Genomic DNA, 12,608 nt, shown 5'->3' with positions numbered 1-12,608 from the left:
AGAAAATTAAAAACCTTGGAGGGTCACTATGTTTGGTAAAGGGAAAAACAAAAACAAAAAAAATAAAAAACGTCGTTACGATGAAGAGTTTGAAGATGAATATGACGAATATGATGAAGAAGATTGGGATGACGAAGACGAGGAAGACTGGGATGACGAAGATGATGAGGATTACGATGACGACGATGAGGACTGGGATGATGACGAGGACGATGATGAGGACTGGGACGACGAAGATGATGACGAACCGGTAAAGAAAAAGCGCGGCTTCTTCGGTTTTGGTCGTAAGAAAAAAGATGACGACGACTGGGACGATGACGACGAGGACGATGATGAGGACTGGGACGACGAAGATGATGACGATTGGGATGAAGACGATGACGACGATGACTGGGATGATGATGACGAAGAGGAAGAGTATGAAGAACCTGTTCGTAAGAAAAAACCAGCAGCTAAAGCTGGACCTAAAACCAGCCCTAAGAAAAAACAGTCCGGTTATGAAACTCCTGATCAAGCTTATTATTCTGAAACAGCACCGGAACCGCAGTCTACAGCAGAAATTGATCGCTTAGAGGAAACCGTAGCTCGTTTGAAGGAACAATTAGAATTAAAACAAGAAGAAGTGACCAGAATCGCAACGAGCTTTGCTGAGAAAGCACCGGTTGCTTCACCAGTACCAGAACCAGCCCCAGCTGCGGTCACACAAGAATTTGAAGCGATTGTTTCCAAGTTACAGGAACAACTGTCCCAAAGAGATCAAGAGTACGCTCGAATGGCTGAAACAATCAGCCAGCAGGAAAAACAGTTGCAAGCTGAGATTACGAATAAAAATGATGAATTAGCTAAATCAGTTGAAATGCTACAGCAACAGTTGGCTGAAAAGGAAGCTCAAGCGATACAAGAGCCAGTTTCAACTCCGGTGGAGACTGAACCTGTAGTGGTAGAGCCGACAGTTGAAGCGGCTGTTGAAGAAATGGATGTTGAATTTGCTGCAGTTGAAGAACCGGTTACCGCACCGACAGAGCCTGTAGTCGTACAACCAACACAGGTTGCTCCAAAATTATCTGAAGCAGAAGAAAATATGATTTTTAATGCCAGAGCAGAGAGTGAACGGATTATTGCCGATGCCCAATTGGAAGCTCAGCAGATGATTGCTGAAGCCCAAGCACGGGTGCAGGAATATGAAGATGAAATCAACAAATTTAAAGAAACTTTAGCTAAAATCAAAGGCGAAACAATGGAAGTATTTGATCAGTATTTAGATTAGACTTCTAACAATCAAATCAAACCATTGGAAAGGAAGGATAGCTTGAAAAATCAAATGATTCAAACCGCTATCTATCCAACGCCAGCACCGGCGGTTGGAGTAACGATAATTGAAAAAGATAAGTTTCAGAGTTTAACAGCAGCTTGTCGTCAGATGATTGAAAACAAACAGCTGACAGAAGCACCTTCTGATGAAGCGATTCGTGACTATTTTCAAAATATTTTTCAACTTACAGATCCAACCTACCATGTGGAAATTATTGCTGATCAGCCGCTGTCAATGACTCAAGAGCTTTGGCAGCAGCTAGAAGCAACCTTTCCACAATTCGCCTGGATTTTTTTGAAGGAGACGGAAAGCCGCCAGCAGTATCTCTATTATGCGTCTTTTGTCCCGTTGGCTAGCACAGAGAAACTATTCCCTTTTGAGATCAATTTTCAAGAAAGTGTGCTTCAGCAATTTGCGTCAGTTTCCGGCAAGGCGATGGCTTTGGTGGAGGAAAAAATTTCCGAGATTATTCGTCAGGTTCAACAGGCGGTTCAAAACAGCGGTGACATGGCCTCTAGTGAGGAAATGATTTCTCTAGAGGAGCTGCAGGCAAAAATTGATCCTCTGGAGGAAACAGAGGACGTTGAAGAGCAACTAGCAGAAACAGAAGTGGATGAGGCATTTGAAGAAGTCATTGAAGCAACACTAGATGAAGAGGAAGTTGAAGAGTTTGCGGAGGAAGCCGAGGCAGAGGTACTAACCGAAACACTTTCGCTTACTGAAGAGGAAGCTTTTCCAGAGCTAGCGTCAAAAGTTGAGGATTTACAAAATCGACTGAAGCATGAAAAACTTAACCGCCAAAAGGTGAAGAATACCAATAAAAAATTAGAGCTGATGATTGAGCGCCTAGAACAATCATTGATAGCTAATAGCATCAGTTATTTTGGTGAAGCGGATGAAGCGGATGAGGATTGGGATAAGATTCTTAAAATTGATTTGCGGGAATACACCTATCTGATTCAGAAAACTAAATACTTGGAACAAATGTGGCAGATGAATGGTAAGATGCTAAATCGCTCTGAAAGAATGACGGTTTCTAGCGATCGAATTACCTATGAACGCAGTCAAGTGGATCATATTAAAGATAATTTTTCCGCCAACGAAATCAGCTTTGCGCTTTACGAATCGCAAATGATTGAGCAGCGGGTTAAGGTCCACGCCAGAACATGGTTTGGTATCGGCAAGCCTCATGTTAAAATCATGAAAATGGATTATGATAATCTAGTCAGCAAAGCCGCTTACTTCGACTTATTACAAGGTGAAACGATTATCCTAGAAAAAATCGCCAGTGAAGATAAGGCTGATATTGACTAAAGGAGCTTAATGGTGGAAAATAAAGTGGCTAACAAGTCAAAATTGATGATTAGTTTAATAATCGCTGGGCTAGTATTACTACTGGCAAATTGCGGTATGCTGCTTTATGGTTTTATTTTTCCAAAGTATATCGTACATGGCGAATCTATGGAACCCACGTTAGTAAGTAATGAAATTGTCCAAATCACCAGTCATGGTGAACCAGATCGGTTTGACGTTGTTGTTCTTCATCCCCCAACGGATGAGGAAGAAACCTACATCAAACGGGTGATTGGTTTACCAGGTGAAAATGTGTATTATGCAGATGGACAATTGTACATAAACGGTCTTCCAGTCGGTGATACATTTTCGACAATTACGAATAATTTTTCTCTTGAAGAATTGTTTGGAATTGAAGAAATTCCCGCCAACTATTATTTAGTTTTAGGGGATAACCGAGAAATATCTTTAGATAGTCGAATTTTTGGGTTGGTTTCCCAAGAGGAGATTATAGGAATTGTTGGAGGATAGTTAATGAAATTTAGCAAAGATGCACTGACAAAACAGTACAAGCTGTTGACATTAATTTACTTTATTGCCTCGCTTGTCTTTATGTTGTTATTTTTAATTCTGTTGATTGTTTTTTATCTCACGCCATTTCGAGATAACGTTACAATTAGTCACTTATTTTTCTTGCTGTTTTGTTTGTTAATGGTCTTTTATCTACGCTTTAACGCTTTTAATTATGAAAGAATGGCGAATCGCGATGATAAGGATTCAAGCAAAGAAGAGGCAAGAGCACCAGTGAAACTTAAAAGCAATTTGAATTCAAACCGCAATCGAATTAGTGGGGGCAGTAATCGTTCTCGTAAAAAAATCTCGGTTTCGGGTAAAAAAGAAAGATATTAGAGGAATAAGGGACTCTGTTTTATGCAAGTCTGCTAGGGAGGAACACTGAAAAATGAAATATAAAAAAGTTGTCAATGGTCTGTTGATTTGCAGCGCTGTGTTGGTCAGCGCTGGCACCTTTTATCTTCAGTCCCATTTATTTAATGAAACATCTGCCCAAGAGCAATCAGAAATAGTTGTGCAAAGCAGTGAAACTGCGGCGGTCAGCGACAGCAGTCAGGAGATTGCTGATGTTGTCAGCTCAGAGAGTTCTGCTGTGATAGTTGAAGAGCCTTCCGAAAGTTCACAGCCGGTTGTCGAATCCACAACACCGCCAGTGACAGAATCCACAACGGAGAGCAGTCAATCGACAGAGCCTTCCGTCAGCACCGAGCCAACTGAATCCACTTCAAGCAGCGAAGCACCGATAGAAAGTTCTTCAACTGAGCCGTCCGAAACGACTGATTCCAGTTCAAGCACTGCTACTGATGACTCATCGACTACCGACAGCTCGACGACACCAGCACCAGAAAATCCTTCGGGGGGTAACACAGAAACGCCGTCACCAACGCCAACACCGGCTCCAGAGGGAACAACAACCGCAACACCAGCAGAACAGCAGGTAATTCAAGCGATTCAACCGCCGTTAACGAGCGGTTCTGTTGAAAGTAATTATAATTATTCTGTCACTGCTAACAAAACGACGGCAGAATTTATTGAAGCCATCGGTAAAGATGCCCAAGAAATCGCTTGGAATGCCGATTTATATGCATCCGTTATGATTGCCCAAGCAATTTTAGAAACCGGCTCAGGAAATAGTCGCCTATCATCAGAGCCAAACTTTAATTTATTTGGTATTAAAGGCAACTACAATGGCGAAAGTGTTAGTTTCAATACTCAAGAAGATGACGGATCTGGCACCTTATATACCATTCAAGCCAGCTTCAGAAAATACCCTAGTTACCGCCAATCTTTAGAAGATTACGCTGAACTTTTGCGAGGGGGAATTCAAGGTAACAGCTCCTTCTACAGCCAGACTTGGAAAGTCAATGCTGACTCTTATCAAGATGTCACCGCCTTTTTAACTGGTCGTTACGCTACGGATACCTATTATAATTTGAAATTAAATGCTTTGATTGAAGCCTATAATTTAACTGACTACGATCAAAAACCAAACGCTGATGAAACCAGTTCTGCTGCTTCTGAGTCAGCTGAAGCTAATAGCAACTCAGCACAGCTCTCTGGCAATACAAAGGTCAACAGCGTTTCAACAAATAATCGAAGTAGCCAAGGTGCAACGATTGCTGCTACTAAAATTTCCGGCAACAGTTTAGCTAATGATGTTATTACCAAATCGATTATCCAAAGCCCAGCAAACCAAATTTTAGGTAGTCTTTCACCATGGAATAAAATTAATCAATAAACTTGGTCCACCTGATTCCTTTTATAGACGATTGTCTAATAGATGGAATCAGGTGGATTTTTTTATAAGCAATTAGTCAGGAGCAGAGATAGTTTCAAACAAAATGCTCAAACAAAAATCAGTCATCTTCAAGGCAGGTGCACCAAGAGGAGTGACTGATTTCTTTTAATTCTTTAGGTTGATAATTAGTTTAGATTTTCCATATTATACTCGAAGCCATTTGCAGCGCTCATTTTTTTATAGAAAATACCACTTTGTTTGATGGTTCGCTTTTGCGTGGTTAAATCCAAGGAAACTAAACCATAGCGATTTTTGTAGGCATTAATCCAAGACCAGCAGTCGATGAAGGTCCAGAGATGATATCCTTTGAGATTACAGCCGGCTTCAATTGCTCGCCAGACATAAGCTAGATGATCTTTTATATAATCAATGCGGTAGGTATCTTCAATCTGACCCACTTGATTCATAAAGCGTTCTTCATCTGCAACCCCCATGCCATTTTCTGAGATAAAGGCTTCGATATTTCCGTAATTATTTTTAATATCCAGACAAAGATCTAAAATGCCTTTAGGATAAATTTCCCAGCCTCGGTATTCATTCATGCGCCGGCCTGGCATAATATGGTGCTCAAAAAACCAGTCTGGTAGAAAAGGCCCCGCTTCATTAATCGCGGTCAAGCGAGCTTTTACTCGCCGTGGCTCATAATAATTTAAACCTAAAATTTGGGCGACGTTATTTTTGATACAATCGAGATCAGCTGGTTGAAAATCAAGCGGCATTTGATCGTATTGTTCAAGCAGCTGTACTAACTTGCTTGGAAAAACACCTTTCACCATCGGATCTAAAAAGCTTCTGGTATAAAATAAATCGGCAATCTCAGCAGCTTTGACATCTGCTTCATTTTTACTTCGAGGATAAGTTGGGCTTAGGTTTAGAATGACGCCAATCTTACTGGAAAGCTGATGGCGTTTGAAGGCTTCGATAGCCTTTGCATGAGCTAAGATTGTAAAGAAAGCAGCTTGGGCACCTCGTTTAAAATCAATCAGGTTTGGATAGTGAAAATCCTCTAGATAGCCACCTAAAATTGGTCCAAGGGGTTCATTAAAGGTAAACCAATGTTCGACTAAATCACCAAATTCTTTAAAACAAGTATCTGCGAAATGAACATAAGCCGCTACAACTTCCCGGGATTCCCAGCCGCCAATGTCCTGCAGTTTAGCTGGCATGTCGAAGTGATATAAATTAGCAAAAACTTGAATACCATTGGACTTCATTTCAGAAAATAGTGCTCGATAAAAGACAATGGCTTGCGGATTGACTTCTCCGGTGCCGCCATCAGGAAACATTCTAGCCCAAGAAATCGAAGTTCGAAATGAATTATGCCCCGTTGCAACCATCAATGCGACATCTTCTTTAAAACGATGGAGATGGTCATCTGTCACGGCGGAACTAATGCCTTGATAAAAGCGATTGGGTTCTTCTTTAAACCAACGCTCCCAAATGGTTTCAGCTTTGCCGGTTGTTCCACGCCCTTCAGCCTGTTCTGCTGACCAGGCTGAGCCCCACCAAAAATTTTCCGGAAATTTAAGTTGCTTATCCATAACATACCTTCTTTACAAAAATTAATTTCAATGGTTGATTAATTAAAAGTCACGCGCTAATTCTGCCTGTTTAATCGATACTTTTTCACTGATTTTTAGGAAAGGCAGATAGATGATAACCCCTAAGACAATCAGTAATATTTGAAGGACAGGAGCTCGCCAATCGCCGGCAGTCGCTAACCAGCCGCTGATGACAGGCGGTGTTATCCATGGGACGAGGACGACAGTCTTACTTACTAATCCAATCGACGTTGCAAAATAAGCGATTAAAGTTTGCAGGGCAGGCAAGCAAACGAAGGGAATCATCATTGGAATATTAAAGACAATCGGTAAACCAAAAATGATCGGCTCGTTGATTTCAAAAAGACTTGGTGCCGCCCCTAGTTTAGCAATTTCCCGGTAAGGCTTAAACTTAGAAAAGATTAAAATAGCAATTACTAGCGAAATGGTTGCGCCTGTACCACCCATTTGTGCAAAGGCAGTTTGAAAAGAGACCGTTAAAATATGTGGCGGCTCCATGCCATTGGCAAAGGCAAGCATATTGTCATTGATATTTTGTGTCATAAAAGGCTCAGTGAAGGAGCCGTTAATAACCGATTGATGAATCCCAAAGGTGAACAGGAAATTACCAAAGCTATACAAGAAAATATAGCCAAAGAGACTGGTGCTAATACCCCGTAAAGGTTCTTGGATTAAATTGACAATCAGGGTGATTAAATCTGTTCCTAAGGTGATATTCAGCACTAAAGCCAACACAGCAAAAACTGAGATACTTAAAATTGCTGGAATTAAAACGTTAAATGATTTCGACACTGCTGGTGGCACATCTTCACCTAAATTAATTTTTAAATGTTTTCTTTTGGAAAGGAATACTAATAATTCAGTTTCGACCAGTCCGATAATAATTCCGGCAAACATTGATGAAGTACCAAGATTAGAGAAAGAAAGAACTCCGGTTGCTGCAATTTCAACATCACCAGTTACTGATGAAATTGAGAGCTGCAAAGGCATCATCACAATTAAAGTTGCCAAGGCCATAATTGCGGCTGAAATCGGATTTTCAAAATTCCGATTTCTTGATAAAAAGTAACCAATGGTCGGACATAACAATAATCCGGCTATGTTCAGTGTTCCGTTGGTAATTGCTGTCCCAAATTGCTGCACGGTGACTAAAAAATCACCTTCAAATAAGAAAGGGAAGATAACTGAGTTGACGAGTACCGCCAACCCAGCGAGAATAAATAGCGGCATAATAGTTGCAAACGAATCTCTCAAAGACCGTAAATGAATTTGTTCCCCAACTTTTGAAGCAATCTCAACGAACTTATCCATTCTTTTTGATGATTTACCATCCATTTAAAAAACCTCCTAAACTAAATGTTCTGTATTTAATCTACTTGCTTTTTATAAATCAACTCACCATTGCTGGCGATAACATCTTTAAACCAATAATAGCTCTTCTTTGGAACACGCTTCATATCCCGCAAATCATGATTGGTTCTGTTAACATAGACCAGACCGTATCTCTTACGCATATCCCCTTGAGAACTCAAAATATCAATTAGACCCCAGCCAAGATAGCCCATTACTTCAACGCCATCAATAAACATAGCGTCATACATCGCTTGTAAATGATTTTTATGATAATCAATGCGGTATTGGTCATCAATTGGATTGCTACCGTCCCATTCCTCTTGAACACCGACGCCATTTTCAATTGGAAAGACTGGTAGGCGATATCTCTGATACATTTTATTTAAGACATCTCTAAAGCCAAGAGGATCAATCTGCCAATTCCATTCGGTGGTTGGAATATTGGGATTGTCTTGTTTCCCAAAGGATAAATAAAAATTAGGGGCTGTCCCTTCAGGAATCTTTTCAGAATTAACCGTAGTGGATGCATAATAGCTAAAGCTGAGAAAATCATTTTTCATTTTTTTAATGTCGGCTAATTCACCGTCTAAAATGTTCATTTGAATATTGTTTGTCTCAACAAAGGTCATCATCTCTTTGGAGTAGAAACCCTTTGTATAAGCATCTAACAGAGTATAATTAATAAATTCATCCCATTTGCGAGCGGCTAAAATATCTTCAGGCTTACTTGTAGCTGGATAAACTTCAGAATAAGCCAACATTCCACCAACATACGCTGAAGTTTGTTCATTAATAAAAGTGGCGATGCGGGCATGGGCAACCATCACGTTATGCAAAATTTTATACAAATCATCGACAGTTTTTTCACCCTTTTGATAGCCGCTGATTCTGAAAGCTTCCGGTGTGTGATAAAGATTCTGCTCATTAAAAATAATCCAATATTTAACTTTGCTGGCAAAACGTTTCACCATTTCATTGCCGTACCGCACAAAAGCGGCTAAGACTTCTTTACTCATAAAGCCGTTATATTCTTCAGCAAGATGTAAAGGCATGTCAAAATGATAAAGACAAATCATCGGTTCAATTCCACGTTCCAATAAGGCATCAATCAATTTGTCGTAATAGGCAATTCCTTCTTCGTTAAATTCACCATCGCCATCTTTAACAACTCTGCTCCAAGAAATTTGGAAACGATACATATTCATGCCGAGGTCTTTGATAAAATCAAAATCCTCATCGTAGGAATGGAAATTGTCATTTGCTACTTTCCAATCGCTGGCTGTCTCAGTGGCTTTGCGAATATCGTAGACAGATAAGCTTTTTCCGCCCTCATTCCAGCCACCCTCCGTTTGCATACTGGAAACAGAATTGCCCCAAAAAAATTTTTCTTTCTTCATCAAATTCTTGCGCTCCTTTCTTTTTGTAACGCTTACAAAAGATAGTTTAGCACGATTTTTTAGCCATGACAACTCAAATTTAAAAATTTGTAAATACAAATTTTGTTGTGTTCTTTTAAAAGAACCAATATAATGGATTTGAAAATGAGAAATGAGGTTGTAAAGATGAGTTTATACAAAAGAATTGCAGCTGATTTGCGTTCAAAAATTTTAGAAGGCAGTTACGTCGGCGGCAGTGCATTACCAGAACAGGTTTTATTAGCAAAAGAGTATCAAACAAGTCGGGTCACTATCCAAAAGGCCTTGGATATTTTGAAGGCAGAAGGGCTAATATATAGTCGACAGGGCTCTGGTACTTTTGTTAAAGAAAATACCAATACTTTAGCGAATTTAGATAATCAGATTGATGTCTATGATGGGGTGACAGCCAGCTTTAGTTCTCAAGGAGAAATTACTAGTCAAATTTTAAGTTTTAATGTTCGTTTTCCAAGTCCGTTGGAGATGGAAAAATTATTAATTCCCAAATCCTCGGCAGTCTATGAAATCAATCGGCTACGTTTTTTTGACGGGGCCCCACTTTTATTGGAATACACAATTATGCCTGTTGAGGTTATCCCTAGAGTTTCTGAAGAAGTCTTGAACAGTTCGATTTATCATTATATAAAACATGATTTGGGGCTGGAAATGGGGCTAGCCAATCGGCGTATCCATGCCGATAAACCAAGTGAGTTAGACCAACAATATCTTGACTGCGAAATCACAGATCCTGTTTTAGAAGTCGAACAAGTCGTCTATTTAAATTCTGGTGTTCCTTTTGAATATTCAAAAACCAGAAGGCGGTACGACAAAGGGGATGTATTGATGATTCAAGCGAGTAAGAAATAGAAGGCAAGAAAGAAGAAATTTACGATATAGGATTGCGCCTTTTATGTCCAAAATATTCATGATAACGGAAACGTCAAAACCACTAAAGACAAAAATCATTATGGATTCTGTCTTTAGTGGTTTTTTTTGATAGTTTCATAAAGATGAAACTGCTAGGTCTGTTTTGCAACTAATAGATAAAGAATCGAAACCAAAAATGAATGCGTTACCATTAAAATAGAATTATAGAAAAGGAGCGATAAAGATGAAATATAATCACCTATCAAAAAAATTTTTGTGGGGAGCATCAACTAGTGCCTTCCAAGTGGAGGGAGCATATCGAGAGGATGGCAAAGGCCTCTCTATTGCGGATGTTCGTTCTTTCAAGAAAAGTGATAAGCAACTAGATACTAAAGTTACAGTCGACCATTACCATCATTGGCGAGAAGACGTTCAATTGATGAAGGAGCTTGGTTTGAAAAGCTATCGCTTCTCTATTAGTTGGCCAAGAATTTTTCCAAATGGGGATGAGATGGAACCAAATCAAGCAGGTTTAAAATTTTATCATCAGCTGATTGATACCTTATTAGAAAATGGTATTGAGCCGATTGTGACGATGTATCATTTTGATCAGCCACTTGGGTTAATTGAAAAATATGGTGGTTGGATTTCAAGGAAATCCGTTGCTGATTTTGTTAAGTATGGACAGTGTTTATTGGAGGAATTTGGTAAGAAGGTGAAATATTGGTTAACGATTAATGAGCAGGCTGTTTTAGTTGTCGCTTCAGATATGATTGGAATTGATTTGGATCAGCCGATTAAGAACCGCTATCAAGCTGCTTTCCAAGCTAATTATCATATGTGGCTAGCACAAGCTGAAGTCTGTAAACTTTGCCTAAATCAATTTCCTGAAAGCAAGATAGGACCAGCAGTTTCTTATATCACAACTTTACCGGCCTCAAAAAAATCATATGATATGATGGCGGCTAAAGAGTTAGAGGATTTTTATTCTTTTGCTCAAATGGAAGTAGCTCTTCGTGGGGAAATCCCAGTCTATTTTCAAAATGAATTAGCTAAATTGGACATCAAAATTGATACTAAACCAGATGATACAGAAATTTTGTTGTCAGGTAGAGCCAACTATTTAGGAGTGAACTGGTATTGCACCACGATTGTTGAAGCGAATCCAGAAGCTAAAGAGGATCAATTCATCTTTCAACGTATTATGCGAATCCAAGATAAGGAGTTACGTCATACGGACTGGGGTTGGAATTTTGATCCGATAGGTCTACGTTATGGATTACGGCAGTTATCAGATCGCTACGGGTCTATTCCGATTGTGATTACGGAGTGTGGTTGGTCAGAGGAAGAAGAATTGATTGACAATCAGGTGCACGATAAAGACAGGGTTGAATATCTTGATCGACATATTGAACAAATGGCTTTGGCGGTTAAAGATGGTGTGAATGTAATTTCTTTTAATCCATGGTCCTTTATTGATTTGTTAAGTGTCGGTGATGGTATGGAGAAACGTTATGGTATGGTCTATGTCGATCGTACTAACTTTGAAGAAAAAACAATGCGGCGATACAAAAAAGATAGCTTTGATTTTTATCAAAAACTAATCAAAGCTAACTCATAAACAATAGTATTATTATGGTTGTAGTAAAATACGTCTTACAAAGTATTCCGAAAAAATACGCATAGGGTAATTGCCAATATTTAACTGGCGTTTTGTAGTCAGATATATAGTTTGCTGAAAGCGAAAAGATTCCATCGAACTATAGTTTTGTGTCACTAAAATTAGGGGGACTTCTTTAGCTATAAGTTCATCATAAAATATTTTGTGGTGAGTAAAGAAATTCCCATAATTTGATAGAATAATAACTAAGTCCTGTTCTCCAAATCGTTCAAGAATATCATCAAATTTTTTCTGACTTTCAGCAACCTCAATTGTTTTACCAATTGCCAGACAGCCAAGCTGAATATCTTTAGCAATGGAATTCGAGTCACTGTAACCAAGAAAAGCTACTTGATTGGCTGTTTGAACTGCCTTTATTAGGCTATCAATTTCTGAAATATTCATTGTTTCAGCAGTATCTTGAATCATAGTAATAATCTGCTGTGTGTATTGCTTTAAGAAATTGTCAGGATGCATTTGAATCTCTTTAACTTCAGGAGTTGTTAGTTTTAGAAAAGATAATTTTGATGTTCCAGTAATTCGGCCGAAATATTTTTTAAATTCCTGATAGCTTTCTAGTCCTAAAAAATGAATGAATCGAGTAATAGTCGCCTTTGATACATAGGTTTCTTCAGCAAATTGTGTAATGGATAAGTTAGGCAATCTTTTGATATTTTTTAAAACGAAATCTGCCAGTTTGTAGTAGGTAGCTTGACTACCTTCAGTATTATAATATGCATAAATTTTTGATATAGGATCCATATTTCCTCCAATA

The 12,608-nt window shown here is 39.0% G+C and carries 11 protein-coding genes; 7 read left to right on the top strand and 4 right to left on the bottom strand.

What is annotated here, in order from left to right; genetic code table 11:
- Nucleotides 1-28 precede the first annotated feature (28 nt).
- Genes ORH16_RS02010 through ORH16_RS01990 form a run of 5 tightly spaced genes read left to right on the top strand, consistent with a single transcriptional unit; the run spans nucleotide 29 to nucleotide 4,916 of the window.
- Complete coding sequence (locus ORH16_RS02010) at nucleotides 29-1,267, top strand: hypothetical protein (protein WP_265455765.1); 1,239 nt, start codon at nucleotides 29-31, stop codon at nucleotides 1,265-1,267.
- 42 nt (nucleotides 1,268-1,309) lie between these two features.
- On the top strand, nucleotides 1,310-2,626 hold the full coding sequence (locus ORH16_RS02005) for a hypothetical protein (RefSeq protein WP_265455763.1): 1,317 nt from the start codon (nucleotides 1,310-1,312) through the stop codon (nucleotides 2,624-2,626).
- Nucleotides 2,627-2,638: 12 nt separating this feature from the next.
- Complete coding sequence (lepB, locus tag ORH16_RS02000) at nucleotides 2,639-3,136, top strand: signal peptidase I (RefSeq protein WP_322597278.1); 498 nt, start codon at nucleotides 2,639-2,641, stop codon at nucleotides 3,134-3,136.
- Between the two features lie 3 nt (nucleotides 3,137-3,139).
- The gene (locus tag ORH16_RS01995; protein WP_265455761.1) at nucleotides 3,140-3,514 is read left to right on the top strand and encodes a hypothetical protein; all 375 of its coding nucleotides are present in this window, start codon (nucleotides 3,140-3,142) and stop codon (nucleotides 3,512-3,514) included.
- Nucleotides 3,515-3,566: 52 nt separating this feature from the next.
- Nucleotides 3,567-4,916 carry a glucosaminidase domain-containing protein gene (locus ORH16_RS01990; protein ID WP_265455759.1) on the top strand — a complete coding sequence of 450 codons (1,350 nt, stop codon included), beginning with the start codon at nucleotides 3,567-3,569 and terminating at the stop codon, nucleotides 4,914-4,916.
- A gap of 185 nt (nucleotides 4,917-5,101) precedes the next feature.
- On the opposite strand, the gene ORH16_RS01985 is transcribed toward ORH16_RS01990, so the two are convergent.
- The 3 genes from ORH16_RS01985 to ORH16_RS01975 are packed head-to-tail and all read right to left on the bottom strand — an operon-like array spanning nucleotide 5,102 to nucleotide 9,288.
- On the bottom strand, nucleotides 5,102-6,517 hold the full coding sequence (locus ORH16_RS01985; RefSeq protein WP_265455757.1) for a glycoside hydrolase family 1 protein: 1,416 nt from the start codon (nucleotides 6,515-6,517) through the stop codon (nucleotides 5,102-5,104).
- Nucleotides 6,518-6,559: 42 nt separating this feature from the next.
- Complete coding sequence (locus ORH16_RS01980; RefSeq protein ID WP_265455755.1) at nucleotides 6,560-7,873, bottom strand: PTS sugar transporter subunit IIC; 1,314 nt, start codon at nucleotides 7,871-7,873, stop codon at nucleotides 6,560-6,562.
- Nucleotides 7,874-7,905: 32 nt separating this feature from the next.
- Complete coding sequence (locus tag ORH16_RS01975) at nucleotides 7,906-9,288, bottom strand: glycoside hydrolase family 1 protein (protein ID WP_265455753.1); 1,383 nt, start codon at nucleotides 9,286-9,288, stop codon at nucleotides 7,906-7,908.
- Between the two features lie 165 nt (nucleotides 9,289-9,453).
- Between ORH16_RS01975 and ORH16_RS01970 the strand changes: the two genes are divergently transcribed.
- A complete protein-coding gene (locus tag ORH16_RS01970; protein WP_265455751.1) occupies nucleotides 9,454-10,173 on the top strand; it encodes a GntR family transcriptional regulator in 720 nt (239 codons plus the stop codon).
- A 244-nt stretch (nucleotides 10,174-10,417) separates the two neighbouring features.
- On the top strand, nucleotides 10,418-11,794 hold the full coding sequence (locus ORH16_RS01965) for a glycoside hydrolase family 1 protein (RefSeq protein ID WP_265455749.1): 1,377 nt from the start codon (nucleotides 10,418-10,420) through the stop codon (nucleotides 11,792-11,794).
- 12 nt (nucleotides 11,795-11,806) lie between these two features.
- Here the strand turns inward: ORH16_RS01965 and ORH16_RS01960 are convergent, their stop codons facing one another.
- On the bottom strand, nucleotides 11,807-12,595 hold the full coding sequence (locus tag ORH16_RS01960) for a MurR/RpiR family transcriptional regulator (RefSeq protein ID WP_265455747.1): 789 nt from the start codon (nucleotides 12,593-12,595) through the stop codon (nucleotides 11,807-11,809).
- Between the last annotated feature and the right edge of the window lie 13 nt (nucleotides 12,596-12,608).

This window comes from Enterococcus sp. HY326, from assembly GCF_026157065.1.
Taxonomy (GTDB): Bacteria; Bacillota; Bacilli; order Lactobacillales; family Enterococcaceae; genus HY326.
Note: the sequence above shows the minus strand (reverse complement) of the source record. Positions and strands in the feature narration are given on the sequence as shown.

Coding starts and splice junctions, on each gene's coding strand:
- ORH16_RS01990 (WP_265455759.1), top strand. CDS start 3,567: ATGAAATATAAAAAAGTTGTCAATGGTCTGTTGATTTGCAGCGCTGTG.
- ORH16_RS01985 (WP_265455757.1), bottom strand. CDS start 6,517: ATGGATAAGCAACTTAAATTTCCGGAAAATTTTTGGTGGGGCTCAGCC.
- ORH16_RS01995 (WP_265455761.1), top strand. CDS start 3,140: ATGAAATTTAGCAAAGATGCACTGACAAAACAGTACAAGCTGTTGACA.
- ORH16_RS01980 (WP_265455755.1), bottom strand. CDS start 7,873: ATGGATGGTAAATCATCAAAAAGAATGGATAAGTTCGTTGAGATTGCT.
- ORH16_RS02010 (WP_265455765.1), top strand. CDS start 29: ATGTTTGGTAAAGGGAAAAACAAAAACAAAAAAAATAAAAAACGTCGT.
- ORH16_RS01975 (WP_265455753.1), bottom strand. CDS start 9,288: ATGAAGAAAGAAAAATTTTTTTGGGGCAATTCTGTTTCCAGTATGCAA.
- ORH16_RS01960 (WP_265455747.1), bottom strand. CDS start 12,595: ATGGATCCTATATCAAAAATTTATGCATATTATAATACTGAAGGTAGT.
- ORH16_RS01970 (WP_265455751.1), top strand. CDS start 9,454: ATGAGTTTATACAAAAGAATTGCAGCTGATTTGCGTTCAAAAATTTTA.
- ORH16_RS01965 (WP_265455749.1), top strand. CDS start 10,418: ATGAAATATAATCACCTATCAAAAAAATTTTTGTGGGGAGCATCAACT.